Source organism: Streptomyces boninensis (genome assembly GCF_048572725.1).
Lineage (GTDB): Bacteria > Actinomycetota > Actinomycetes > Streptomycetales > Streptomycetaceae > Streptomyces > Streptomyces boninensis.
The window spans coordinates 1,171,210-1,196,608 of sequence record NZ_CP183837.1; the positions used below are offsets into that span (position 1 = coordinate 1,171,210).

Here is a 25,399-nt window from a genome sequence, read left to right on the forward strand (position 1 = left end):
ATCGCCCCCGTCAGGCCTGGCCGTTCGCGGGCGGCTGCTGGCTCGTCGCTGCCCTCGGCGGAGACTGCAGATGCTCGCCGACCCGTTTGACCAGCCGCGCCATCTCGTACGCGATCAGGCCCATGTCGGCCTCCGCGGTGGCGAGGACGGTCAGGCAGGAGCCGGCGCCGGCCGCCGCGACGAAGAGGAAGCCGTCGTCCATCTCGACCATGGTCTGGCGTACGTTGCCGGCGTCGAAGTGCCGCCCGGCGCCCTTGGCGAGGCTGTGGAACCCGGACGCGACGGCCGCCAGGTGCTCGGCGTCCTCGCGGGAGAGGGTGCCGGAAGCACCGACCGCCAGGCCGTCGTTGGACAGCACCACGGCGTGCTGCGCCTCGGACACCCGCGCCACCATGTCGTCCAGCAGCCAGTCGAGCTCACCGGAGCGGTGGGCGGGGCTGACCGTACCCGGGTCGATCATCCTTCGTCTCCTTCGCTCGACTTGCTGCCTGCTCTGGACTCGCCGGTCCGGCCGGCCGTGAGGCCGCCGCCGCGCACCCAGCCGCTGCGGTACGCCGCCATCCGGGCCCGCGCCTGCTCCGGAGAGCGATCCCTGGGCGCGGGTCCGGAGTCCGGCCGGGGCCGGCGGGGGGCGGTCTCTTCCTTCTCGGGGGCCTCGCGGAGCTGTGGGGCGAGGCTGGCCTGGCGCACCCGCTTGGGGAGCGCTTCGTCCGCGCCGCCGGGCGGCGGGCCGTCCGCTCCGGCGCCATCGGCCTGTGCCGGATCCGGCCCACCGCCCTGTGGGGGCGGCACGAAGGGCTGCGGGTGGTGGGTGCGGGTGTCGCTGCGGTCGGGTGGCGTGCCTGGCGGTCCCGGCGGGCGCGGGGGGCCGGCGGGGCCGTCGCCGTTCCGTCCGATGCGCAGTTGGACGACGTCGTCGCGGCTGCCCAGGGAGGGGAGTTCGGGGCCGCCCCCGAGGGGGCCGCCCGCCATCACGCTCTCGGGCATCCGCTCGGCGCGGGCGGTCAGCCCGGCCGGCTGCTGGGCGGGACCGGAGGCGCCCTTGCCGGGCTCCGGCACGCCCGCCTGCAGCAGCGGCGTGGGCAGCAGCACGACCACGGTGGTGCCGCCATAGGGCGAGGCCCGCAGCGACACCTTGATGCCGTGCCGGGCGGCGAGCCTGCTGACCACGAAGAGGCCCAGCCGGTCGCTGTCGAAGAGGTCGAGCGCCTCGGACTGCCGGATCCGCTCATTGGCGGCGTCGAGGGTCTCCTTGCCCATGCCGAGGCCGCGGTCCTCGATCTCCAGGACGTAGCCGTTGCCGACCTGTTCGCCGTAGATGCGTACCTTGGTGTGCGGCGGGGAGAACTGGGTGGCGTTCTCGACGAGTTCGGCGAGCAGGTGGGTGAGGTCGGCGACCGCGGCGCCGACCACGGAGGCCTCGGGCAGCGAGCGCACCTCAATGCGCGCATAGTCCTCGACCTCGCTGACCGCCGCCCTGACGACGTTCTGCAGCGGTACGGGCATCCGCCAGGCGCGCCCCGGAGCGGAGCCGGAGAGGATGATGAGCGATTCGGCGTGCCGTCGCATGCGGGTGGTGAGGTGGTCGAGCCGGAAGAGGTCCTCGAGCTCGTTGGGGTCGTCGGCCCGCCGCTCCATCGAGTCGAGCAGCGCCAGCTGCCGGTGCACCAGCACTTGGCTGCGGCGGGCGAGGTTCACGAACACCCCGGATATCCCGCTGGCCAGTTCCGCGCGCTCCACGGCCGCGGTCAGCGCCGCCCGGTGGACGGTGCTGAGCGCCTCGCTGACCTGCGCGATCTCGTCGTCCCCGTGCACCTCGACCGGCGCCTCCGCGTCGACGTCGATCTCCTGCCCGGCCCGCAGCCTGCGCATGGCGTGCGGCAGCTTGCGGCGGGCGAGTTCCAGCGCGGTATTGCGCAGGCTGACCAGCTCGACGACCAGACCGCGGCCGATGCGTACGGAAATGATGAGCGCCGCGGCCACGGCGATCAGGCCGAGGATCACGGCCGCGCCCGCCGGGGTGAGCACGCCGCGCGTGAACGGGTCGTTGCGGGCGGCCGCGGCGGTGGCGGCGTCGGTCTGCACATCGCGGTACGAGCTGAGCACGTCGCCGAACACCGTGTCCCAGTCGGACGCGGACACGGCCGTACCCGCACCCCGGCCCGGCGGCGCGGCGGCGACCTTGTCCTCCAGGGCGCGGACCTCCCGGTAGGCGCCGCTGCCCGCGAACTCCTGCCACTGGCCGCGCTCGTCACTGCGCAGATCGGGTACGGCCGAGCCCTCCAGCTGCCGCCGCGACTCCACGGCGCCGATGAACTGCCGGTGCTCCTTCGCCCCGAGCGACTTGTCCAGCTGCCCGGCGGTGAGCAGCGCGTCCTCGCGGGAGAGCATCTCGCCGGCCCTGGCGAACTCGACCAGCACCCGGGCGTCGGAGGCGAGTTCGGGGTCCTGGATCCCGGACAGCGCGCCGCTGACGGCGAAGGCCCGCTCGACCGAGTCGGTGTAGGCGGCGTACGCCTCGCTCCACGGCACCCCGCGGTCCCGGATCCGCTCGCGCAGCCCGCGCAGCTCGCCGACGTCCTTGACGAAGGCGCTCATCCGTACGGACACGTCCTTGGGCAAGTCCTCGCCCTCGGCGACGGTGTGCTCCTTGTCGAGCCGCAGCCGGCGCGCGGCCCGGTCGGTGTCGCCCGCTTCCCGGTCCAGGTCGTCGGCGCGGGTGCCGTCAGGCGCCGCGAGGTAGCGGGCGGCGGCCCGGCGCTCGTCCTGCAGGGCGGCGACGGTGGCGGCGAGCGGCGCCCGTACCTGGGTGTCGACGCGCTCCAGCTGCCGCAGCCTGGAGATGTCCTGGGCGGTGGTGACGGTGGCGTACCCCCACAGCCCGATGAGCGAGACGACCGGCACCATGAGCACGCAGATGACCTTCGCCCGCACCGACTTGGGGCGCAGCCGCAGCTGCCGCGGCATGCGGGTCTGCGGGGCCTGCGGCGCCGCGGCCGGCTGTTCCTCGGCGGGCGGCAGGTGGGTGCGGTCCCAGGGGGTGGGGTCGGGCGGCTCGTGCGCGGGCGGTCCGGCGTGCGCCCTGCGGCCCCGTACGGGCGGCGCGGTGGGCCCGTGCGGCCCGGCCTGCTGCGCGCCAGGGGCCGCCTGCTCGGCTCCTGACGGGCCGTGGTCCGGCGTGCTGCGCGGCGTTCGCATTGCCACCCCTATCGGTGAGTTGCGGCGCCCGCGCCGGGTGCGGCCGGGCTGGTGGTGCTGGGCGGTGCCGGTGGCATCGGGGCGTCGTACGTCAAGGGGCGGCGCCCTCGGGCAGCCGCTGCGCGTTCACGGAGGCGGCCCGCTCCTGGGCGCTCGGGGAGAGCGCGACGAAGGCGGAGGTGAGGAAGAGGTACGAGCCGAGGCCGACGGCCAGGGGGAAGATGAACTGCATGGCCGTGGCCCCGGCCAGCACCTCGGCGGACGGCTTCACCACGACGCTCACCGAAGCCATGCCCGTGTAATGCATGCTGCTGACGGCGGCGCCCATGACGAGCGAGGCGAGGCCGACCGCGACCGGGGAGTGGATGTTGAGCGCGGCCCAGAGCGCGGCGGTGGCGGCCACGACGGCGATCACGACGGATAGCGCCACCATCACCGGGTCGTACGAGATGGAGCCGTGCAGGCGCACGGCGGCCATGCCGATGTAGTGCATGCTGGCGACGCCGAGGCCGGTGGTGAGCCCGCCGATCGTGAGCGAGCGCCCGCGCGACTTGCCGTAGCCGACGGCGAAGACGCCGACGCCCACCACCGCCATGGCGACGACCAGGCTGAGGACGGTGAGGGGGACGTTGTAGCGCATCTCGGTGCCGCTGACGCTGAAGCCGAGCATGGCGACGAAGTGCATCGTCCAGATGCCGGTGCCGAGGGCGGAGGCGGCCGTGATCAGCCAGTTCCGCCGGGCGCTGCCGGTCGCCGTCAGCGCGCGCACGGTACAGCGCAGCCCGAGGGCGGAGCCGATGCACGCCATGACGTACGACAGGAGGGGGGTCAACCACCCGAAGGTGGCGTGGTCCAGGTGTCCCATGACCACAGGACGCTAGCCCTCCGAGGGGCGTACGCCTGGGGCGCAGTGCAAAACCTGACCGAATTTGACAACTTCGATGTCTCGAACGATCGCTTCCGCGACGAACACGTGCGCGGTTGTCAATTTTCCGATGGCATATGCCCAGTGACTGTGAAGCTTCCGTGTGCCCGAAGCGTTCAGTCCGTGCGCTCCTGGGGCACACTGGCAGCACTAGGGGGTGGTCCACGTGTTCGACAAATGGCGCAAAGCCGCATGGTGGCCGCGGAAACAGACCGCGCAGGAACGTGTGACGTCCCCGGGCGACACCGCGCCCGCCGACGCCGCGCCCCGGCGGCGCCGGCCCAATCTCTTCGAGGCGGCCGCGACCTACGTGGCCGCCTGCGCTGACAACGACGAGCAGCGCAGCGCCGAGGCCGCCCGCTGGGTCACCCCGGAGGCGATGGCCTTCGGCGTGAACGAACTCGCCTGCCGCGCCCTCATCGCGCTCGCACGCGAGCGCGATGAGTCACCGCAGACGGTCGCCCGCTCACTGCTCGACCTGCCCGCCGCCTAGCGCCTCAGCGCTCCAGCTCCTTGCGGGAGATCCTCTTCAGCCGCTTGCGCTGGTTCGAGTCCAGCATGAGATACGCGGCCGTCGGCACCCCGACGATCACCAGCAGCGCGATCCAGAAGGAGGTCATCCACCACAGCAGCAGCCCGACAGCCACTCCTCCGACGGCGACCTTGCCCCGATTGGTCATATCTTCCGCCTCCTCCGCGGCCGACCGCCGCTCTCTCGGAATGAGAACGGACGCCGGGTCCTCCCGGTTCCTTTATCCCACGCGGAGGGGCTCTCCGACCTCATGCATGTGGAGGAGACCCTGCTTGTACGAGTCCACGAGGCCCGCCTCGGTGTACGGCAGCCCGACCGACTCGCAGTAGTCGCGCACCAGCGGCTGGGCCTTGCGGAGGTGGGGGCGGGGCATGTTCGGGAAGAGGTGGTGCTCGATCTGGTAGTTCAGGCCGCCGAGGAACCAGTCGGTCACCAGGCCGCCGCGGACGTTGCGCGAGGTGAGCACCTGCTTCTGCAGGTGACCCCAGGACTCCCCGGTGCCGTCGGGCATCTCCATGCCCTTGTGGTTCGGCGCGAAGGCCATGCCGAGGTGCAGCCCGAAGAGCGCGTGGTGGATGAGCGCGAAGACGATCGCCTTGCCGGGCGACATGGTGAGCGCCAGCAGGGTCACGTAAAGGACGACGTGCCCGGCGAGCAGCGTCGCCTCCACCAGCCGCTCGCGGCCCGTCTGGCGGCGCAGGTCCTGCCAGCCCGACACCTTCAGCGCGATGCCTTCAAGGAGCAGCATCGGGAAGAACAGCCAGGCCTGGTTGCGGGTCAGCCAGCGGGCGAAGCCCTTGCGCTCCGCCGCCTGGTGCTCGGTCCACACCAGCGCGCCGACGCCGACGTCCGGGTCCTTCTCGATGTGGTTGGGGTTGGCGTGGTGCCGGTTGTGCTTGTCGGTCCACCAGGCGTAGCTCATGCCGATGAGCAGGTTGCCGTGGAAGAGGCCGAGCAGGCGGTTCGCCCGGCGGGAGCCGGCGATCTGGGCGTGCCCGGAGTCGTGTCCCACGAAGGCGGTACGGGAGGTGAACACCGCGAGCGGCGCCGCGAGCAGCAGCACCCACCAGGAGTGGCCGAGCAGCGCCATGCCGGCCATCAGGGCGGTGAGGGCGAGCAGGTTGACCGCGATGGAGCGGGCGTACCAGCCGCGTCTGCGGCGGAGCAGCCCGCGCTCCTTCACTTGCCGCAGCAGCGGCGCGAAGTCACTGCCCTGGGTGCGGGCAGGCGCGGTCAAGGTGGCGGCAGGCATGGAGTTCTCCACTCGTCGGGTGACTGACCTGGAACGCTACGGAGCACGCGGGCAAATAGCGCTGGCGTCACCCCCCAATTCAATCGGGGGTTGTCCCCCGTGTTTTCGGGTGTTGCCAGATACACCCCGATCGGATATGGCAGGGATCACAGGTTCGGTGTTTGGCGGTGGAACCGACCTGGTTTACCCTCGGCAACCCGACATTAGTCAAACTTGAGGAGTGGTTCCGTACGTGAAGGGCACCGCCGAGCTCGCCCGCTGCGCCGCCGTCTTCGTCCCCGGTGATCCCGCCCGCTCCGGCAGCATCGCCTTCTGGCGCCCCGACGCCCCGGACACGGCGCCCGAGCACGACGCCACGGCCGGCGAGGCGGCCGCGCTGACCGTCGCCGTGCCCGAGGGCGGCACCCGGGAGGCCGCCGCCCTGCTGCTCCCCGTCGCCGCCGCCCTGCCCGTACTCACCCGCGCCCGCGCGGCCCCCGGCGCCCACCCCGCCGCCGCCTTCTGGGGCGCCGCCGCCGTACTCGCGCTGCAGCTCGCCGCCCGCGGCCGGCTGCTGCCGGGCCTCAGCGCCGCCGACCACGACGCCTGGCGCTGCGGTCCGCTGGACGCCGACGACCTCGCCCGGGTGCGCGAGCTGGCCGCCGCGATGCCCGCGTCCGCGCACGCCGTGCCGCTCCCGTACGAGCCCGGGGGCGACCTCCTCCTCCCGGCCCCCGAGCCACTCCTGCGCGCCTTCCTGGACGCCGTCGCGGACGCCCTCCCCCGCTCCCCCGCCGCCGCCCTCGCCACCGGCTCCCCCGCCTTCGCCGCCCGTACGCCCCAGCGCATCCCGGAGCAGCGGGAGTGGGCGGCCGCGGTGGCCGCCGGGCATGACGCGGGGGTACGGGTCTCGCTGCGCGTCGAGATGGACGAGGGCGGGGCGCGCGGACCGGTGTTCACCGCCGTCGTGCAGCTGCACAGCGCCGCCGACCCCACCCGGGTCGCCGACGCCGCCGACGTGTGGGCGGACGGCGCGGCGTTCGGCCCGCGCGCCCGTATGGACGCGCTACTCACCCTGCGACGGGCCGCGCGCGCCTGGGACGCACTCACCCCGCTCCTGTCCGCCGCTGTCCCGGACGGCATCGAGCTCGCCGACGAGGAGCTCGCCGAGCTGCTCGGCCCCGCCGCGCGCGACCTGGCCGCCGCGGGCGTCCAGGTGCACTGGCCCAGAGACCTCACCCGGCACCTCACCACCCGCGCCGTGGTCGGGCCCCAGGACGACGACCGCGGCTCAGGCCTGCCTTCCTTCCTGTCCGCGGAGGCCCTCGTCGCCTTCAGCTGGCGGTTCGCGGTCGGCGACCAGGAGCTGTCCAAGGAGGAGCTGGAGCGGCTCGCGGAGGAGAGCCGCCCGGTGGTGCGGCTGCGCGACGAGTGGGTGCTCATCGACCCCGAGTCCGTACGCCGCGCCCTGGAGCGCAAGGACACCCAACTCACGCCCGTGGACGCCCTGGGCGCGGCTTTGACCGGCTCCGTGGAGGACGACGGCGAACAGGTCACGGTGGCGGCGAGCGGCTGGCTGGACGCGCTCCGCGACCGCCTCGCCGACCCCGAGGCGGTCGACCGCGCTCCCGTGGCAGCCCCCGCGGCCCTCGACGCCACCCTCCGCGACTACCAGCTCCGCGGCCTCAACTGGCTGCACCGCATGACCTCCCTCGGCCTCGGCGGCTGCCTGGCCGACGACATGGGCCTCGGCAAGACCATCACCCTCATCTCGCTCCATCTGCTGCGCCAGGAGCAGCAGGAGACCGCGGGCCCGACCCTGGTGGTCTGCCCGGCCTCGCTGATGGGCAACTGGCAGCGGGAGATCGGCAGGTTCGCCCCCGGCACCTCCGTACGCCGCTTCCACGGCGCCGCGCGCAGCCTGGACGGCCTGGCGGCGGGCGAGTTCGTGCTCACGACGTACGGGACCATGCGCCTGGACGCGCGGCGGCTGGCGGAGGCCGGCTGGGGCATGGTCGTCGCCGACGAGGCGCAGCACGTCAAGAACCCCTTCTCCACCACCGCCAAGGAGCTGCGCACCATTGGCGCGAAGGCGCGGGTGGCGCTGACCGGCACGCCGGTGGAGAACAACCTCTCCGAGCTCTGGGCGATCCTCGACTGGACCACGCCGGGCCTCCTCGGCTCGCTCGGCTCTTTCCGTACGCGCTACGCCCAGGCGGTGGAGGGCGGCGCGGACCCGGCGGCGGCAGAGCGACTCGGCAAGCTGGTCCGCCCCTTCCTCCTCCGCCGCCGCAAGTCCGACCCGGGCATCGCGCCGGAGCTGCCGCCGAAGACCGAGACGGACCGTGCCGTCGCGCTCACCACCGAGCAAGTCGGCCTGTACGAGGCGATGGTGCGCGAGACCCTCGCCAAGATCTCCGCGGCCGACGACATGGCACGCCGCGGCCTCATCATGAAGCTGATGACCGCCCTCAAGCAGATCTGCAACCACCCGGCGCAGTACCTGAAGGAGGAGCGCCCCCGCATCCCCGGCCGCTCCGGAAAGCTGGAGCTGCTGGACGAGCTCCTCGACGTCGTCCTCGCCGAGGACGCGAGCGTGCTGGTCTTCACGCAGTACGTCCAGATGGCCAAGCTCCTGGAGCGGCACCTGGCGGCGCGCGGCGTCCCCGCCCAACTCCTGCACGGCGGCACGCCGGTGCCGGAACGGGAGGCCATGGTGGAGCGCTTCCAGAGCGGCGAGGTCCCGGTCTTCCTCCTGTCGCTGAAGGCCGCGGGCACGGGCCTGAACCTGACCCGCGCCGAGCACGTCGTCCACTACGACCGCTGGTGGAACCCGGCGGTCGAGGCCCAGGCCACCGACCGCGCGTACCGCATCGGTCAGACCCAGCCCGTGCAGGTCCACCGGCTGATCGCCGAAGGCACGATCGAGGACCGCATCGCCGAGATGCTCACCAGGAAGCAGGGCTTGGCCGACGCCGTCCTCGGCTCCGGCGAGGCCGGCTTCACCGAACTGTCCGACGCCGACCTGGCGGAACTGGTCGAGCTGCGAGGGGGCACCGCCTGATGACTGCCGACGAAATCGTCTTCGAGGCCCTGCCGCCCGCGGCCGGCCGCGGCTTCGCACAGACCTGGTGGGGCCAGGCGTGGCAGCAGGCCCTGGAGGCCTCGGTGCTGGACAGCAGACTGCTCCGCAAGGGCCGCAAGCTGGCGCGGGCGGGCGCCGTGGGGGCCGTGTCCGTACGGGCCGGGCGGCTCACCTCGGTGGTCCAGGACCGCGACCGCACCCCGTACCGCGCCGATGTGCTGGTGCAGCGGCTGACGGACGCCGACTGGGACCGGCTGCTGGATGTCATCGCGGACCGCGCCGGCCACATCGCGGCGCTGCTGGACCGCGACATGCCCCCGCAACTGGTCGAGGACGCGGCGGCGGCCGGGGTGGATCTGCTGCCCGGCATCGGCGACCTGCAGCCGGAGTGCGGCTGCGAGGAGTGGGAGGACTGCGAACACACGGCGGCGCTGGCGTACCAGGCGGCGCGGCTGCTGGACGCGGACCCGTTCGTCCTGCTGCTGATGCGCGGCCGAGGCGAACGGGAGCTCCTGGCGGAGCTGCAGTCACGCAGCGCGATGCGGGCGTCGGCGCCCGCGGCCGCGGCGGCGCAGGAACCGGCGGGCGTACCGGCTGCTGAGGCCTTCGCCGCCCCGGATCCCGAACTCCCGCCGCCCCCGCCGCCGGTGGCGGAGCCGGGCCGGGCGCCCGTCCTGTCCGCCGATACGGCCCCGGCGCCCGGCGTCGACCCCGCCGCCCTCGAACTCCTCGTCACGGACGCCGCCGCGCGGGCACAGCGGTGGCTGGCGGCCGCGCCGTCGGCGGGCCACGACGAGTCGCCGGTGCCGGCGGAGCTGACGGAGAGCCAGGACGCGGTGCGCCTCGCGGCGGGCGGCGGCGACGTCCACGTCACAGCCCGGCTGGCGAAGGGCTCGGGCCGCGAGCGCGGTGCGATGGACCGGGCGGTACGGGCATGGGGTTACGGCGGCGCCGCGGCGCTGGAGGCGCTGGAATCCGACTGGACCCCGGACCGGGCCGCGCTGGCCCGGGCCCGCGACCAACTGGCGGCGGCCTGGTCGGACGAGAGCGCGCCGGCGCTGCGGGCGACCGGCAATCGCTGGACCTTGACCGGCACCGACACCCAGCTCCGCTACGGCCGCGACGGCCGCTGGTGGCCGTACCGCAAGGAGCGCGGCACCTGGTGGCCCGCGGGGCCGGCGGAGCTGGATCCCGCGGGAGCGCTGGGGGCGCTGCGCGATTAGCGCGGAGCTGGGGGGCTGCCCGACGAGTGTGGAGCTGTGGGCGCCTGCCGCGGAGCTGTGGGCGCCCGACCCGGCGTCAGCCGGCCGCCGGGACCGGCACCGGCGGGGGCGGGCCCACGTACCTGGCCGCCGGGCGGATGATCTTGGAGTCTCCCGCCTGCTCCAGGACATTCGCGCTCCAGCCCACGACCCGGGCCGCGGCGAAGGTCGGGGTGAACATGTCGCGGGGCAGGCCGCACAGCTCCATGACCACGCCGGCGTAGAACTCCACGTTGGTGTGCAGCTCGCGGCCCGGCTTCAGCTCCGCGAGGATCTCGATGACCCGGCGCTCGACCTCCACCGCGAAGTCGACCAGCTCCCCGCCGAAGCCCTGCGCGATGCCCCGCAGCATGCGGGAGCGCGGGTCCTCCGTCCGGTAGACGGGGTGGCCGAAGCCCATGATGCGGTCGCCCGCCAGCACCCGCTCGCGGATCCACTCGTCGATCCGGTCCGGCGTGCCGATCGCGTCCAGGGTGTCCAGGGCGCGCGACGGCGCGCCACCGTGCAGCGGCCCCGACAGCGCCCCGATGGCACCCACGAGACACGCCGCGAAGTCCGCACCGGTCGACGCGATCGTCCGCGCCGTGAACGTCGAGGCGTTGAACCCGTGGTCGATCGTCGAGATCAGATACTGCTCCACCGCCCGCGCCTTCTCCGGCTCCGGCTCCTCACCCGTGAGCATGTAGAGGTAGTTGGCCGCGTACGGCAGATCGGCGCGCGGCTCCACCGGCTCCAGCCCCAGCCCGAGCCGGTGCAGCGCCGTGAGCAGCGTCGGCACCACGGCACAGGCCGCAAGCGCGTCAGCCTCCCGCCGCCCGGCGTCGATGTCGTACAGCGGACGGAAGTCCTTCGACGCCCCCACCTGCGACAGCGCGGTGCGCAGCCCGGCAAGCGGCCCGGCCACCAGCCCGGACCGGGCAATCGCGGGCAGCGCGTCGCGAATGTCGTCCGACAGCCCGCGCAGCGCCGCCGTCCGGGCCGCGAAGTTGACGGACTGCCCGCCGTCCGGCAGTTCGCCGTAGAACATCAGATGCCAGACATCCTCAAAGCTGCGAGTCTGCGCGAGCTCCACCGCCGAGTACTGCCGGTAGTGGTAGAAGCCCTCGCGGCCGCGGACATCGCCGAGCCGGGTGTCGGTGACGATCACGCCGCTCAACCCTCGTGGGGCAACGATCGGCGTCTCGGCGGAGCGAGTTGACATATTGATCCTCCCTCAATGTTGATTCCAATCTCCATGCTTGATTAAATGTCTGTCAATGTTGAGTGAATCAATGCTGACCACGCGACAGGCGGCCGAGCGCCTCGGAGTCAAGCCCGAGACGCTCTATGCGTATGTCAGCCGCGGGCTGCTCACCAGCCACAAAGCAGAGGGCCGCCGCGGCAGCCTCTTTGAGGCCCGCGAGGTCGACGCCCTCGCCCGCAAGAGCCAGGGCCGCCAGCCGGACGGCGCCGTCCCCGGCGGCCTCGCGGTCCGTACGGGCATCACCCTCATCGGCTCCGACCGCTACTACTTCAGAGGCGTCGACGCCGCCGAGCTGGCCGAGAACTACGACTACGAAGAGGTCGCCGACTGGCTCTGGACCGGCGTCATGACCAGCGGCATCCGCTTCAGAGCACCCGACGACCTGCTGGCCGCCGCCGAGCCCGTCGTCCGCGCCCTGCCGGACACCGCAGGCCCCGTGGACCGCCTCCGCGCCGCCGCCGTGGCCGCGTCCGCCGCCGACCCGCTGCGCTTCGACCTCACCCCCGACGCCGTCCACGCCACCGCCCGCGGCCTGATCGCCGCCCTGGTCGACTCCCTTCCCGTACGAGGCGGCCGCCCGCCCGCCAAGAACGCCCCGATCGCCCGCCGCCTCTGGCCCCGGCTCACCGACCGCCCCGCCGACGCGACCTCGCTGCGCACCCTCGACACCGCCCTCGCCCTCCTCATCGACCACGACCTGGCCGCCTCCACGCTCGCCGCCCGCGCCGCCGCCTCCGCCCACGCCAACCCGTACGCGGTCGTCTCCACGGGCCTCAGCGCCCTTGAAGGGCCCCTCCACGGCGCGGCCAGCGGCCTGGCCCACCGGATGCTCGCCGACGCCCTGGAGCGCGGCGCCACGGCCGTCGTCTCCGAGCACCTCCGTGCGGGCCGCCGCGTCCCCGGCCTCGGGCACCGGCTCTACCCGGGCCCCGACCCGCGCGCCGAGCTGCTCTTCACGCTCCTCGACGACGTCCCGCGCGCGCACAGAGCGCTCGAAGTCGCCCACCAGGTCGCGGAGCTCACCCGCCGCCACAGCCCGCTGCACGCGAATGTCGACCTGGCGCTCGCGGTCCTCTCCCTCACCTCCGGCATGCCGGCCGAGGCGGGCGAGACGATCTTCGCCGTCGCCCGCACCGCAGGCTGGATCGCGCATGCCCTGGAGGAGTACGACGAGCGCCCCCTGCGCATGCGCCCCAGCGGCACCTACACCGGCCCGCGACCCCCTCGGCCCCTCCCGTAACATGCCGCAAGGTCACTGTCCGGCCCCCCACCCTCCTGGAGGATTCGTGCCAATCGCCCGTTCCCTGCCGCGCATATCCCTCGGCGCGGCAGCCGTAGCGCTGCTCGCCGCCTGCGGCGACTCCGGCACGGAGGCCTCCGATCTGCCGCTGGTGAAGAAGGGCACGCTCACCGTCTGCGTCGCTCCCCCGGCCAAGTCCGCCGCCGCCGAGGAGCAGCTCGCCGGGCGCATCGCCGAGGACATCGGCGCCAAGAAGCGCATCGTCGAGACGCCGCTCGCCGACCTCGGCTCCGGCGCCGCGCTCAAGGCGAAGAAGTGCGACCTCGCCGCGGGCATCACCGCCACCCCGGCCCACCGCAAGGCGATGGCCCTGACCAAGCCCTACGCCCCCGCCCAGCACGCGATCGTCGCCAAGAAGGACGCCGGTTACGAGAACCTCGGCGACCTCAAGGGCAAGAAGCTCGGCGTCCAGACCGGCACGGCGGCCAAGTCGTACGCGGACGAGAAGGCGAAGGACGCCGACCTGATCGTCTACAAGGACCTCGACGAGCTCCTGGACGCCGTAAAGACCGGCAAGATCCAGGCGGGCCTCGCCACCCCCTCGGCGGCCCGTTCCTTCACCAAGGACGAGTCCTCCGCGGACTCCGCCGCCGTCAGCACCGGCGAGCGGCATGTCTTCGGCGTCCGCAAGGGCGCAAAAGACCTGCGTGACGCCGTGAATGACGCCCTGGAGAGCGACGCCAAGAGCTGACCCGGCCATCCTGTTCGCGCGGCGCGGCCGCGGCGTGCTCAGCGCGGTGCTGACCCGCTGACCCCGCGCATGAGCGCGGCGTCCTCACCCCACCCGTCGATCACCGCGCCATGCCCGGCCGCCCGCGCGAGCGGCTCCACGATCCGGAAGAGCCGGTGGGCGGCCTCCGGCGCCCCCGCGTCCAGGACCTCCTCCAGCAGCGGCACCAGCCGCTCCGCGCTGAGCTCAGGCGGCCCGAGCGGATGCTCGGAGAGGTCCCGCAGCAGGTATTTGTTGTACGGCCGCACCCGCCCGTACAGCGCGAAGAGCAAGGTGAGCAGCGGCGGAATCGCCTCCGCCGCATCCAGCCGCGCCTCGGCCGCACGACCATCGCGGTCGTTCTTCAGCCAGCGATAGACGGCATTGCAGAAGGCATCCAGCCATCCCGCCGCCATCCGCCGCGCCTCGTCGGGCGCGAGGGTGCCCTTCTCCGCCACCAGCCGGGCGATCAGCCCGTCTGTGGTGTCCTTGAGGACGCGCGCGTACGTGAAGGCGTAGCGGTTCCACTCGTCGGGCGCACCGGGGGTGGCGTGCGTACGGAATTCGGCCAGGGACATCGGCACGACGTCGAGGAGGCTGCCGCGGCTCCGTTCGCCGTCGGGCAGCCCGGCCGGGTCGTCGTACGTCACGAGCAACACGTCGTAGTCCGACAGCTCCGTGGCCGCCCCCTCGCGCGCCTGCGAGCCGGTGAGCACCACCCCGGCCACCCGCTCATCGTCGGCGACCCGTCGCAGCAGGCCCTGGAACTCCTTCGCAGCCGCGGACTCCTCGATCACCCGGCCATGCTCTCAGCCGGCGCCCGTTCAGGGCGACGCGTTATCCACCAACGCGGGCACGGCGGCCGCGGCCGCCCGCTCCACCAGCGCGATCCCGTCCTCCCGGCTCGGCTGGTCCGCCGAAAGGACGGCGACCAGCACCAGATGGCCGTCGTACGGCACCAGCCCAATGCTGTTGATGTCCCACAGGTCCGTGGTGCTGCGCCGCAGCCAGCCGTTCTTCAGCACCCGAGGCGCGCCCGGGTCGGCCGCCGCCGGCACTCCCCAGTCCTGCCCGGGCACTATCCGCCCCATCAGCCCCGCGATGAAGGCCCGCGCCTGAGGGCCGAGCGGCGAGTCGTCGCCGAAGACGGCCCGCAGCAGCCGGATCTGGTCGGCGGGGACGGTCTGCGTCAGCCCCCAGCGGCCGAACTCCCCGGCGCTGGTGCCGGAGAGCCCGAGCGCCTCATTGGCGGCGTCGAGCCCCGCGGTGCCGCCAATGGCGCGCCACAGCGCGTCGGTGGCGTCGTTGTCGCTGGAGCGGATCATGTCGGCGGCGAGCTCGCGCTGCCCGGCGGTCGGCTCGGTGCCGCGCGCCTGGTGCCGCAGCAGTAGCGCGGCCAGGATGTCGACCTTGACGATGCTGGCGGTGTCGTACGTCCCCGTCCCCTCGCCATACGAGGCGTACGCGCCCGTGTCCATGTCCCGTACGGCGATGGCATACCGCCCGGCGTGCCCGCCGAGCCCGTCGAGCGCCGCCCGCACGGCCTCGTCCGCGGATGCCGTACGGGACGCGGACGGGCTCGGCGTACGGGACGGGGTCGGCGTCCCGTTGCGGCGGGGCGCCGGCGGCCGGAGCGGCTGCGCGCGCCCGGGCCGGGCCGTCCGTTCCGCCCGCGGGGGCTGCGGCCGGGCCGCCTGCCCGCCCTTGGCGCGGGCCTCGGCGGCCGCGGCCCGCCCGGACGGGCCGGGTCCGCTGGCGGCGGCCAGGGCGGCGATCATCACGAACAGCGTCATCGCGACCACACCTTGGCACCGCTGCACAGCCAACGCCCCCTTACGTCACCGGACGCTCAGGCAAGGGCGTCCAGCACCGGGTAGTAACCGCGCGACTGCCCCGTGGCCGTGGGGTGGTAGGAGTCCCCGATCGGCCAGGTGACGCTGTGGAGCCAGGAGTCACCGGAGCAGATCTCGTGGCCGGTAAAGGTATCCCTCACGTCTCCAAAGGTGAAGCCGTGATCCAGGGCGCGCTTCTCCGTCACGGAGTTGAGATTCTCGGCGGCCTGGTTGATGGCGGCGCGCTCGTTCTCGGAGAGCCCGGCGATGCAGGAGCCGCCCAGCGTATAGAGCCGCGGATAGCCGAGGACGACGACGTGGGCCGCGGGGGCCTTGGCGCGGATGGCGTTGTATACGGTGTCGAGGCGGCCGGGGAGGGTGCCGTTGATGTACGTGTTGGCCTGCTTGACGCGGGCGAGGCAGTTGGCCTCCGACTGCAGCACGCAGGTGGTCATCGTGTCCGCGAAGCCCGCGTCATTGCCGCCGGCGCTGATACTGACAAGGCCCGTGCTGCCATTGAGCGAGCCGAGCTGGGTGGCCGTAACGTCGGTGGTCCTGGCGCCCGAGCAGGCGGCGAAGGCGAACGAGGAGGGGCTGTGCGCGGCGGCCCAGAGCTTCGGGTAGGCGCGGGTGCTGCGCTTGCAGCTGCCGCTTGCCGAGTCGTACGAGCCGGCGCCGACACCGGACGAGTAGGAGTCGCCGAGCGCCACATACGGCGGCTCGGCGGCGTGTGCGGTGCCCGCGCCGGTCATGAGGGTCGTGAACGCCGCAAGTAACAGCGCACCGGCCCAGGACGTGGCTCTGGCCAATCTCATGAACACTCCCCGTTTGCTGACGACAGTGACTTATGTCGTAGCAGCGCACATGCATTGCGGGAAGTGTCCATGCCAAGTAAGTCACCCTATTGGCCACTAGCTGCCAGGCAGCATCTCCGTCGGCAAGTCGTCCGGGGCGGTGGGGAGTCGGTCGGTCGGAAAGTCCGACGGGAGCTTCGTCTTCCACTCGCTGGGGAACTCGCTGGGGATCTCACTCGGCAGCTCGGTCGGCAGCTTCGACGGCAACTTCGTGGGCAGCGAAGGCCCGTCGGACTCCGATTCCGAGGGCGAAGGCGACCTCACCGGCGGCTGGCACGCGCACTCCCCGCCGTCACCGCCCCCGGCGACCGCGAAGGCGATCACCGTCCCGGCGGCGACCAGCGCCACCGCGGCGGCGCTCGCGAACAGCACGACGCGCCGCCGCCGGGGCGCCGGCTGCGGCGTCCCGGCGAAGGCGCCGTAGTCCTCGGGCGGCGGCGGGGGCGAGGCGGGAGGCGGTGGAGTGCTCATGCGCTCACTATCGCCGGGGTTCGCGCCCGCGTTCGAGGCTCGTGACGAATCCGGGACGCACCGCCTCCCGGAGCCTTACATTCCGGCTTACTGGACCCCCAGCAGGTGGTCCATCGCCAGCTGGTCGAGGCGCTCGAAGGCCATCCCGCGGGCGGCCGCCGCGTCGGCGTCGAAGTCCTCGAAGGCGGCCCGGTCGCCGAGCAGCGCGGCAAGACCGTCGGCCGCCGTCGGCTGCGCCAGCTCATCGAGGCGCGAGTCGCGCAGCGCCTCCTGCACGGCGGGGTCGGCGCGGAAGGCGGCGGCCCGCTGCTTGAGGATCAGGTAGTTGCGCATGCAGCCCGCGGCCGATGCCCACACGCCGTCGATGTCCTCCGTACGCGGCGGCTTGAAGTCGAAGTGCCGCGGCCCGTCGTAGCCGGCCGTCTCCAGCAGGTCGACCAGCCAGAAGGCGGCGCGCAGGTCGCCCGCGCCGAAGCGGAGGTCCTGGTCGTACTTGATGCCGGACTGGCCGTTGAGGTCGAGGTGGAAGAGCTTGCCCGACCACAGCGCCTGGGCGATGCCGTGCGGGAAGTTGAGCCCCGCCATCTGCTCGTGGCCGACCTCCGGGTTGACGCCGAAGAGCTCGGGGCGCTCCAGCCGCTCGATGAAGGCCAGGGCGTGACCGACGGTCGGGAGGAGGATGTCGCCGCGGGGCTCGTTGGGCTTGGGCTCGATGGCGAAGCGCAGGTCGTAGCCCTGCTCGGTGACGTACTCGGCGAGGAGGTCGAAGGCCTCCTTCATACGGTCGAGGGCGGCCCGTACGTCCTTGGCGGCGCCGGACTCGGCGCCCTCGCGGCCGCCCCAGGCGACGTAGGTGTGCGCGCCGAGTTCGGCGGCGAGGTCGATGTTGCGGATCACCTTGCGGATGGCGTAGCGGCGCACGTCGCGGTCGTTGGCCGTGAAGCCGCCGTCCTTGAAGACGGGGTGGGTGAAGAGGTTGGTGGTCGCCATCGGCACCTTCATGCCGGTGGCGTCGAGCGCCGCCCGGAAGCGCTTGACGTGCGACTCGCGCTCGGCGTCCGAGGCGCCGAAGGGGATCAGGTCGTCATCGTGGAAGGTGACCCCGTGCGCGCCCAGCTCCGCCAGCCGCTGCACGGCCTCGACCGGGTCGAGCGCCGGTCGGGTGGCCTCACCGAAGGGGTCGCGCCCCTGCCAGCCCACGGTCCACAGACCGAAGGTGAACTTGTCCTCGGGCACCGGCGTGTAGTCCATTGCCGTCTCCGTATCCATCGTCCGACGTATTTCGTAAGGCCGTTTGACAAATTAGTATGCACAGCCAGCCGTGGGAAGAGCTCAGAGGGTCGGAGGCACAAGGATGGGGCCGCTGGTGGTCGGCGTGGACAGTTCCACGCAGTCCTGCAAGGCATTGGTCGTCGACAGCGACACGGGGCAGGTGGTGGCCTCGGGGCAGGCGCCGCACAGCGTGAGCACCGGCGCGGGCCGGGAGAGCGATCCCGAGCAGTGGTGGGAGGCGCTCGGCGCCGCGCTGGCGGACTGCGGCGAGCCCGCGCTGGAGGCGGCCGCGGTGTCCGTGGCCGGGCAGCAGCACGGCCTCGTCACGCTCGACGCGGCCGGCCGTCCCGTACGGCCCGCGATGCTCTGGAACGACGTCCGCTCCGCCCCGCAGCGCGACCGCCTGGTCGCGGACCTGGGCGGCCCGAAGGCGTGGGCGGAACGCACGGGCAGCGTGCCGGCGCCCGCCTTCACGGTCACGAAGTGGGCCTGGCTGGCCGAGCACGAGCCGGAGCACGCCCGGGCCACGGCGGCGGTGCGACTCCCGCACGACTACCTCACCGGGCGACTGACGGGCGAGGCGACGACGGACCGCGGGGACGCGTCCGGCACCGGGTGGTGGGACGGGGGCACGGGGGCGTACGACACGGAGACACTGGACCACGTCGGGCTGCCCGCCGACCGGCTGCCGCGGGTGGTGGCGCCGGGCGAGGCGGCAGGGACGGTACGTTCCGGCCTCGGGCTGCCGCTCCCCCAGGGGGCGCTGGTCGCCGCCGGGACCGGGGACAACATGGCGGCGGCGCTGGGGCTCGGGCTGCGGCCCGGGCAGCCGGTGCTGAGCCTGGGCACGTCGGGGACGGTGTACGCGGTGTCGCGGCGGCGGTCCGCCGATCCGACCGGGACGGTGGCGGGCTTCGCGGATGCCCGCGGCGACTGGCTGCCGCTGGCGTGCACGCTGAACTGCACGCTGGCCGTGGACCGGGTGGCTGCGCTGCTCGGCCGCTTCCGTGAGGAGGTGGAGCCGGGCGGCTCGGCGGTGATGCTGCCGTTCCTGGACGGCGAGCGCACGCCGGACCTGCCGGAGTCGTCCGGGCTGATCCACGGGCTGCGGCATGCGACGACGGGCGGCCAGCTGCTGCAAGCGGCCTACGACGGCGCGGTGTTCGCGCTGCTCACGGCCCTGGAGCAGGTGACCGGCGACGATGCCGATGCCGCTGCCCCGCTGCTGCTGATCGGCGGCGGCGCGCAGGGCACGGCGTGGCGCGAGACGGTGCGCCGGCTGTCCGGGCGGCCGGTGCAGGTGCCTCATGCGCAGGAGCTGGTCGCGCTGGGCGCGGCGGCGCAGGCGGCGGGGCTGCTGCTCGGGGAGGACGCGGCGGCGGTGGCGCGGCGGTGGGCGACGGCTGAGGGCCGTACGTATGAAGCGGTGGCGCGGGATGAGGAGACGCTGGGGCGGATTGGGGTGGTGCTGGATGGGGCGGGTCCGTTGCTACGGGGGTAGCGGTTGCCCCGCTGTCGCGATATCGCGCCTGGCGGCGCTCGTCCTCAAACGCCGGACGGGCTTGAATTACGGTGCCGGCTGCGCCGCAGGCTCCAGACCGTGAGCGCTAGAACTCAGGGTGTCGTACGCGCTGCCGCGCAAGCCGCCGAATAGCGGACTCCACCGCATCGCGGGCACTCTCTGCGCCGCATCACGCGCGCGTCAAGCGCCGGACGGGCTATCAAGCCCGTCCGGCGCTTGAGGACGAGGCGCGGAGCGCCGATTCGGCGGCGGAGCCGCCGAAAGCCCCGGCTACACGTGAACGGACGGACCAGCGTCAGTGGCACCGCGCTTGGTGAAGAGCGCAATCCCCGCCGCCACCACCGCAATAACCCCGGCGCAGGTAAGCGCCAAGCCCATCCCGGAAATGAACGACCCGTGCACCACCCCACGCATCGCCTCCACCACCTGCTCAGGCGTCCCCTTGGGCGCCGGCGGCGCGATGCCGACCTCCGCCGCGCCCTTCACCCCGGCCTCGGTCTTCGCGTCCATAGGCGGCAGCTTCGCCTCGGCCCACCGCGACGGCAGGTCGCTGTCGACCCGCGACGCCATGACCGCGCCGAGCACAGCAGTGCCCAGACTGCCGCCGACCTGCATCGCGGCCTGCTGCAGGCCACCCGCGACACCGGCGTGCTCCAGCGGCGCGTTGCCGACGATGACCTCCGTGGCGCCGACCATCACCGGAGCGAGGCCAAGACCCAGCAGCGCGAACCACAGCGACGTGACCGCCGTGCCGCTCTCCGCGTCCATCGTGGACATCCCGAACATCGCCACCGCGGTCAGCAGCATCGCCACCACCAGCGGCACCCGCGGCCCGATCTTGGTGATGACGGCACCCGCCAACGGCGACGACACGATCATCATCGCGGTCAGCGGCAGCAGGTGAAGCCCACTGTCGACCGGGCTCATGCCATGCACGTTCTGCAGATAGAACGTGATGAAGAAGATGCCGCCCATGAAGCCGAAGGCCATGAGCACCATGAGCGCGGTGCCCGCCGACAGCGGCACCGAGCGGAACATCCCCAGCGGCAGCAGCGGCTCCTTGGCCTTCCGCTCCCATAGGACGAAGAGCACGAAGCAGACCACGGAGGCGACCAGGAAGCCGATGGTCTTGCCGCTGCCCCACTCCCACTCGTTGGCCTTGATCAGCGCCCACACGAGGCTGAACATCGCCGCCGACAGCAGCACGATGCCGAGGATGTCGAAGGAGCGCGGGGCGTGCTCCGCGCGGTGGTCGAGGAGGATCCACAGGCCGAGCAGCAGCGCGATGATGCCCACCGGCACGTTGATGAAGAAGACCGACTGCCAGCTGACGTGCTCGACGAGCAGCCCGCCGACGATCGGCCCGGCCGCGGTGGAGGCGCCGATGACCGCGCCCCAGATCCCGATCGCGGCGTTCAGCTTCTCCGCCGGGAACGACGCCCGCAGCAGGCCGAGCGCGGCCGGCATCAGCAGCGCGCCGAAGAGGCCCTGCAGCACGCGGAAGGCGATGACGAGCGACACGCTGCCCGAGAGGCCGATGGCGCCGGAGGCCGCGGCGAAGCCGACGATGCCGATGATGAAGGTCTGCCGGTGCCCGAAGCGGTCACCGAGCTTGCCCGCCGTGATCAGGGCGACGGCGAGGGCGAGCAAGTAGGCGTTGGTGATCCATTGGACGTCGGCGAGCGAGGCGCCGAGGTCCTTCTGGATGGCCGGGTTGGCGATGGCGACGATGGTGCCGTCGAGGGCGACCATCATCACGCCTATGGCTACGGACAGGAGGGTGAGCCAGGGATGGCCGCGGAGCGACTTGCGCGGGCCGCCCGCGGCGACGGGATCGCTCGGCGGTCCCGTGGTGGTGTCGGTGGTCATGGACCCCACGCTAATGTCAGCTGCTGACAAATGACAAACACGTTCATGCGGCAGCGACTGACGCAGGTCGGAAGGGGCGTGCCGGTAAGCTGACCGCGACCGGAAGGGCGGAGTTACGAGTGACGGGACTGCGGGAGCGCAAGAAGCAACGCACCCGGGAGGCGCTGATCCGCGCCGCCATCGAGCTCTTCATCGAGCGGGGTTACGAGGAGACCACCGTCGACGAGATCGCCGCGGCGGTCGACGTCTCCCAGCGCACTTTCTTCCGCTACTTCGCCACCAAGGAAGACGTCGCCTTCGCCCTGCACGACATGATCGAGCAGCGCTTCTTCGCCGCCGTCTGCGAGCAGCCGCCGGGGGTGCCGCCGTCCCAGGCGATGCGCACCGCGATCGAGTCCACCTGGAACGGCATCGGCGCGACCATAGAGGACACCGTGCCGGTGCGCGTCTATATGCGCATGTGGCAGACCATCGAGCAGACTCCCGCTCTGGTGGCCGTGCTGCTGCGCCGCTCCATCGACTCCTCCGAGCGGCTGGCCGCCGAGATCGCCCGTCGCGAGGGCGTCGACCTGGACGCCGATCCGCGGCCGCGGGTGGTGGTGGCGGCGTACACCGGCGTCATGCAGGCCGCCGCGCGGCACTGGGGCACGGACGCCGAGGTGACGGTGGACGCGGCGCGCGAGCGCACGATGGCGTATCTGGACCAGCTGCTGCCCGCGCTCGGCGATGACTGGGGCACGGGGCGGGGCTGACGCCGCATTACGTCCGTACGAATCTTACGTCCGTACGAGCTTTACACCCGCCGCCGCGCACTCGTCCGCCAACCCCGCCCGCGCCTCGCCGTCGGTCACCAGCGTCCACCCCGCCGGCAGCCGGGCCCATGACGGCGCCTGGCCGACGCTGAGCTTCGACGCGTCCGCGAGGACCACCACCCGCTCCGCCCGCGCCGCCACCCGCTCCTTGACCGCCGTCTCCTCCAGCGTCGGCTCGCCGACCCCACGGCGCGGATCGACCGCGTCGGCGCCGAGGAACGCGGTCGCGAACGACAGCCGTTCCAGCGCCAGATCGGCCAGCGGCCCGACCAGGCCGTGGCTGAGCCGGCGGACGCTCCCGCCGAGCATGACGACGTCGATGTCGGGCGCATCGGCCAGGGCGAGGGCGGTCTCCAGGCCGCGGGTGACGACCATGCTGCGGCCCGCGTCCGCGGCCGCCAGCCGGTGCGCGAGCGCCTCGCAGGTGGTCCCGGCGTCCACGAAGATCGCGCCGGTGGCCGGCACCAACTCCAGCGCGGCCGCGGCGATCGCCCCCTTCGCCTGCCGCCGCACCTGCGCGCTCTCCCCCACCGGCCGCTCGTGGAACGCCTCCGGGACCACCGCGCCGCCGTAAGTCCGCGCCACCTTCCGGTCCTCGGTGAGCCGGCCGAGGTCGCGGCGTACGGTCGAGGGCGACACCGCCAGCGCCGCCGCCAGCTCCTCCACCTGCGTGATGCCCTGTCGCAGCAGCTTCAGCAGCGCCTCGTGCCGCTCCCGGGTGCCGCGCCGTGTCGCCGGTTGACCCACCCGTCCACTCCCCTTCGTCCTCAGCCGTATGCCTGGCGGATCCGGTCCGCGTACGGGCTGTAGTCCACGGCGGCAAGATACGCCGACAGCATGGTGGCGTGCTCTGCGCGGCCGCTGCCGGCGATGTCGAAGGCGGTGCCGTGGTCCACGGAGGTGCGCAGGATCGGCAGGCCGACGGTGACGGAGATGGTGCCGTCGAAGTCGTACGTCTTGGCCGGGATGTGGCCCTGGTCGTGGAAGTGCGACAGGACGCCGTCGTAGCGGCCGGTGAGGCCCTGGTGGAAGACCGAGTCGGCGGGGATCGGGCCGTGGACGTCGAGACCGTCGGCGCGGGCCGCCTCGCAGGCCGGGCCGATGTGCTCGATCTCCTCGTCGCCGAAGGCGCCGTTCTCGCCGCCGTGCGGATTGACGGCGGCGACGGCGAGCCGCGGCTCCGGCACCCCGAAGACGCGCAGGGCGGTGGCCGCCTCGCGGATGGCGTGGCCGACGCGCTCCTTGGTGAGCTGGTCGAGGGCCGTGCGCAGGGCGACGTGCCGGGTGGTGAAGAAGATCCGCAGGTGGTGGCCCTCGGCGGCGGTGTTGCGCACGACGAACATCGTGTTCTGGCGGGTGACGCCGGTGAGTTCACCCAGCATCTCCGTATGCCCGAGGTGCTTCGAACCCGCCTGCCAGATCGCCTCCTTGTTGATCGGCCCGGTGACGATCCCGGCGACCTCGCCGTCCAGCGCGGCCCGGGTGGCGGTCTCGATGGCGGCCACGGCGGCCCGCCCGGCCCGCGCGTCGACCTCGCCCCAGGCGGGCAGGTCGGCGCCGAGCACGCCGGTGTCGTAGACATCGATCACGCCGGGGCCTGCGGGCGCGGTGGCGAAGTCCGCGACCGTACGCACCTCGACGTCGAGGCCCGCCGCCTCGGCGCCGCGGCGGAGCGCGGCGGCGTCGCCGACCGCGACGCCATGGTGGCCGTCCTGGTCCGCCGTCCCGGCGAGGGTGCGGGCGGTGATCTCGGGGCCGATACCGGCGGGGTCGCCGAGGGTGACGGCGAGCACGGGACGGGTCATCGGTGGCTCCTTCGTTCTCCGTACGGGGCGTGCTGGTCTTGCGGGAGGTGCTGGTCTTGCCGGAAGTGCTGGTCCTGCGAGAGGTGCTGGTCCGGCAGGGGTTGCCGGTCCTGCCCGGCCCGCGGTCCGGTGCCCGTGCGCGCCGCCGGTACGTGCCTGCGCCCGACGGCGGCCGCCCGCCGCAGGTGCGCCACGCACGCCACGGTGGTGGCCGCGTCGCCCACCAGGCCGCCCTTGGTGACGACGGGCAGCCCCGCCCACGGCCCGGCCACGAAGCTACCCGCCACGGCGAGCGGGACAAGCTCCTCCTCCACATCCAGGCCCACCGCGCCGAGTTCGGCGAAGAGCGCGGCGGAGACATCGCCGCCGGTGGCGAAGAGGCCGTCCACGGGGTGGCGTTCGAGTGCGATACGGACGGAGCGTGCGAGGGCGGCGGGCAGGGCTTCGGCGTCCGCGCTGCTCAGGGGCACGACGTCGGCCTCGTCGAGCACGGTGGCCAGTAGCACGACCTCGCCGGGGGCGGCCGCGCCGAGCGCCTCGGCCAGAGCGGCTCCCGTGGCGTCGGCGTCCGGGAGCGGCGCGGGCCCCGCCCCTCCGGCGCCGGGCGCGGGCCGGTCGCCTTCGGTCACCGGCCGCACGACGCGCACCCGCTCCTCTGCCCGCAGCCGGGCGAGTTGGGTGCGGGTCAGGGCGGTCGCCGAGCCCGATACCGCGAGCAGCGGTGCTCCCGCGGCGCGGCCGGTAAGTCCAAGCGCCCGCGCCAGCGCCACCGAGCCGGGGCCCGAGTCGACGCCCACCCACGCGATCTCGCCCTCCCCAGCCGCCACGCAGGCCGCCGCGGCCCGCTCCAGGTGATCGGCTGTCAGGGCGTCCGCGACGATCACCTCCGCGCCCGCTGCCAGTTGCTTGCCCGCCAGGGCGCGCAGCTCGTCCGGGTCGCCGGTGACGGCGGACAGCGGCAGGTGGGTGATCCGCAGGTCGGCCTGGCGACGGAGCAGAGCGGCGATGTCGGAGGTGGGCAGCGGGGAGCGCGGGTCGCGGGCCAGTTCGGTCTCCTCCAGGCGGACGCCGTCGAGGAGTTGGGTGCCCTGCACGGTGTGCCGCCCGGCGCCCGGGTGGGCGGGGGCGCACAGGGCGACGGCGCGGCGGCCGGTCGCGGCCCGTACCGCGTCCAGGGCGGCCGCGGTGGACGCGCCGGGGTTGCCGCGCAGCGTGGAGTCCACGCGATTGCTGACCAGGAGCGCGGGACCGGCCGCGGCGATGGCCGCGGCGACCCGCCGGGCCGCCTCCGCGGGCGCGCAGTGCCGGCTGTCCGTGCTCATCACCACCGCGTCGAAGCGGTCCGCGAGGCCCGCGACCGCGGACGGGTCCTGGCCCGCCCCGACCGTGACCGCGCGCAGTCCGGCGCGGGCGAAGCCGGCCGCGGTGGCGTTGGCACCGGTCAGGTCGTCGGCGACGACCAGCACGTTCATGCCGT

At 73.3% G+C, this 25,399-nt stretch carries 22 protein-coding genes; 7 read left to right on the top strand and 15 right to left on the bottom strand.

The window, feature by feature from the left end; all coding sequences use genetic code 11:
* Positions 1-10: 10 nt before the first annotated feature.
* The 3 genes from ACNNMR_RS05215 to ACNNMR_RS05225 all read right to left on the bottom strand — a co-directional run bounded on the left by ACNNMR_RS05215 (position 11) and on the right by ACNNMR_RS05225 (position 4,063).
* The gene (locus ACNNMR_RS05215; RefSeq protein WP_419993326.1) at positions 11-460 is read right to left on the bottom strand and encodes a roadblock/LC7 domain-containing protein; all 450 of its coding nucleotides are present in this window, start codon (positions 458-460) and stop codon (positions 11-13) included.
* The gene (locus tag ACNNMR_RS05220; protein ID WP_419993327.1) at positions 457-3,198 is read right to left on the bottom strand and encodes a nitrate- and nitrite sensing domain-containing protein; all 2,742 of its coding nucleotides are present in this window, start codon (positions 3,196-3,198) and stop codon (positions 457-459) included. Before ACNNMR_RS05220 ends, ACNNMR_RS05215 begins: the two co-directional genes overlap by 4 nt.
* Before the next feature lie 91 nt (positions 3,199-3,289).
* Positions 3,290-4,063, bottom strand: a complete 774-nt coding sequence (locus ACNNMR_RS05225; protein WP_419993328.1) for an MHYT domain-containing protein — start codon at positions 4,061-4,063, stop codon at positions 3,290-3,292.
* A 286-nt stretch (positions 4,064-4,349) separates the two neighbouring features.
* Here ACNNMR_RS05225 and ACNNMR_RS05230 point away from each other — a divergent pair, with 286 nt between their 5' ends.
* Positions 4,350-4,616, top strand: a complete 267-nt coding sequence (locus tag ACNNMR_RS05230; protein WP_419993329.1) for a hypothetical protein — start codon at positions 4,350-4,352, stop codon at positions 4,614-4,616.
* A 4-nt stretch (positions 4,617-4,620) separates the two neighbouring features.
* Here the strand turns inward: ACNNMR_RS05230 and ACNNMR_RS05235 are convergent, their stop codons facing one another.
* Together ACNNMR_RS05235 and ACNNMR_RS05240 are read right to left on the bottom strand one after the other, a co-directional pair.
* The gene (locus tag ACNNMR_RS05235; protein ID WP_165240814.1) at positions 4,621-4,803 is read right to left on the bottom strand and encodes a hypothetical protein; all 183 of its coding nucleotides are present in this window, start codon (positions 4,801-4,803) and stop codon (positions 4,621-4,623) included.
* Between the two features lie 72 nt (positions 4,804-4,875).
* The gene (locus tag ACNNMR_RS05240; protein WP_419993330.1) at positions 4,876-5,907 is read right to left on the bottom strand and encodes a fatty acid desaturase family protein; all 1,032 of its coding nucleotides are present in this window, start codon (positions 5,905-5,907) and stop codon (positions 4,876-4,878) included.
* 232 nt (positions 5,908-6,139) lie between these two features.
* On the opposite strand from ACNNMR_RS05240, the gene ACNNMR_RS05245 reads away from it, so the two are divergent.
* A complete protein-coding gene (locus ACNNMR_RS05245; protein ID WP_419993331.1) occupies positions 6,140-8,950 on the top strand; it encodes a DEAD/DEAH box helicase in 2,811 nt (936 codons plus the stop codon).
* Complete coding sequence (locus ACNNMR_RS05250; RefSeq protein ID WP_419993332.1) at positions 8,950-10,194, top strand: SWF or SNF family helicase; 1,245 nt, start codon at positions 8,950-8,952, stop codon at positions 10,192-10,194. Before ACNNMR_RS05245 ends, ACNNMR_RS05250 begins: the two co-directional genes overlap by 1 nt.
* A 76-nt stretch (positions 10,195-10,270) precedes the next feature.
* Here the strand turns inward: ACNNMR_RS05250 and ACNNMR_RS05255 are convergent, their stop codons facing one another.
* Complete coding sequence (locus ACNNMR_RS05255; protein ID WP_419993333.1) at positions 10,271-11,434, bottom strand: citrate synthase/methylcitrate synthase; 1,164 nt, start codon at positions 11,432-11,434, stop codon at positions 10,271-10,273.
* 70 nt (positions 11,435-11,504) lie between these two features.
* Between ACNNMR_RS05255 and ACNNMR_RS05260 the strand changes: the two genes are divergently transcribed.
* The gene (locus ACNNMR_RS05260) at positions 11,505-12,716 is read left to right on the top strand and encodes a citrate synthase (protein ID WP_419993334.1); all 1,212 of its coding nucleotides are present in this window, start codon (positions 11,505-11,507) and stop codon (positions 12,714-12,716) included.
* A 46-nt stretch (positions 12,717-12,762) separates the two neighbouring features.
* Positions 12,763-13,467 carry a transporter substrate-binding domain-containing protein gene (locus ACNNMR_RS05265; protein WP_419993335.1) on the top strand — a complete coding sequence of 235 codons (705 nt, stop codon included), beginning with the start codon at positions 12,763-12,765 and terminating at the stop codon, positions 13,465-13,467.
* A gap of 38 nt (positions 13,468-13,505) precedes the next feature.
* On the opposite strand, the gene ACNNMR_RS05270 is transcribed toward ACNNMR_RS05265, so the two are convergent.
* The 5 genes from ACNNMR_RS05270 to xylA all read right to left on the bottom strand — a co-directional run bounded on the left by ACNNMR_RS05270 (position 13,506) and on the right by xylA (position 17,893).
* Complete coding sequence (locus ACNNMR_RS05270; RefSeq protein WP_419993336.1) at positions 13,506-14,282, bottom strand: nucleotidyltransferase domain-containing protein; 777 nt, start codon at positions 14,280-14,282, stop codon at positions 13,506-13,508.
* 27 nt (positions 14,283-14,309) lie between these two features.
* Positions 14,310-15,278, bottom strand: a complete 969-nt coding sequence (locus ACNNMR_RS05275; protein WP_419993337.1) for a serine hydrolase — start codon at positions 15,276-15,278, stop codon at positions 14,310-14,312.
* A gap of 56 nt (positions 15,279-15,334) precedes the next feature.
* Positions 15,335-16,132 carry an SGNH/GDSL hydrolase family protein gene (locus ACNNMR_RS05280; RefSeq protein WP_419993338.1) on the bottom strand — a complete coding sequence of 266 codons (798 nt, stop codon included), beginning with the start codon at positions 16,130-16,132 and terminating at the stop codon, positions 15,335-15,337.
* A 96-nt stretch (positions 16,133-16,228) separates the two neighbouring features.
* A complete protein-coding gene (locus ACNNMR_RS05285) occupies positions 16,229-16,642 on the bottom strand; it encodes a hypothetical protein (RefSeq protein ID WP_419993339.1) in 414 nt (137 codons plus the stop codon).
* A gap of 87 nt (positions 16,643-16,729) precedes the next feature.
* Entirely contained in the window at positions 16,730-17,893 is a 1,164-nt protein-coding gene (gene xylA, locus ACNNMR_RS05290; RefSeq protein WP_419993340.1) for a xylose isomerase, read from the bottom strand.
* A 103-nt stretch (positions 17,894-17,996) separates the two neighbouring features.
* Between xylA and xylB the strand changes: the two genes are divergently transcribed.
* Entirely contained in the window at positions 17,997-19,415 is a 1,419-nt protein-coding gene (gene xylB, locus ACNNMR_RS05295; RefSeq protein WP_419993341.1) for a xylulokinase, read from the top strand.
* A 291-nt stretch (positions 19,416-19,706) separates the two neighbouring features.
* Here the strand turns inward: xylB and ACNNMR_RS05300 are convergent, their stop codons facing one another.
* On the bottom strand, positions 19,707-21,305 hold the full coding sequence (locus ACNNMR_RS05300) for an MFS transporter (RefSeq protein WP_419993342.1): 1,599 nt from the start codon (positions 21,303-21,305) through the stop codon (positions 19,707-19,709).
* A gap of 119 nt (positions 21,306-21,424) precedes the next feature.
* On the opposite strand from ACNNMR_RS05300, the gene ACNNMR_RS05305 reads away from it, so the two are divergent.
* Entirely contained in the window at positions 21,425-22,057 is a 633-nt protein-coding gene (locus tag ACNNMR_RS05305) for a TetR family transcriptional regulator (RefSeq protein ID WP_419993343.1), read from the top strand.
* A 24-nt stretch (positions 22,058-22,081) separates the two neighbouring features.
* On the opposite strand, the gene ACNNMR_RS05310 is transcribed toward ACNNMR_RS05305, so the two are convergent.
* From ACNNMR_RS05310 to ACNNMR_RS05320, 3 genes are read right to left on the bottom strand one after another with little or no spacing between them, the layout of a single operon-like run.
* Positions 22,082-22,864 (bottom strand): DeoR/GlpR family DNA-binding transcription regulator, encoded by a 783-nt coding sequence (locus ACNNMR_RS05310; RefSeq protein ID WP_419993344.1) that lies wholly within the window; start codon positions 22,862-22,864, stop codon positions 22,082-22,084.
* A gap of 20 nt (positions 22,865-22,884) precedes the next feature.
* Positions 22,885-23,922 carry a 4-hydroxythreonine-4-phosphate dehydrogenase PdxA gene (gene pdxA, locus ACNNMR_RS05315; protein ID WP_419993345.1) on the bottom strand — a complete coding sequence of 346 codons (1,038 nt, stop codon included), beginning with the start codon at positions 23,920-23,922 and terminating at the stop codon, positions 22,885-22,887.
* A complete protein-coding gene (locus tag ACNNMR_RS05320; RefSeq protein ID WP_420000268.1) occupies positions 23,919-25,394 on the bottom strand; it encodes a four-carbon acid sugar kinase family protein in 1,476 nt (491 codons plus the stop codon). Before ACNNMR_RS05320 ends, pdxA begins: the two co-directional genes overlap by 4 nt.
* Between the last annotated feature and the right edge of the window lie 5 nt (positions 25,395-25,399).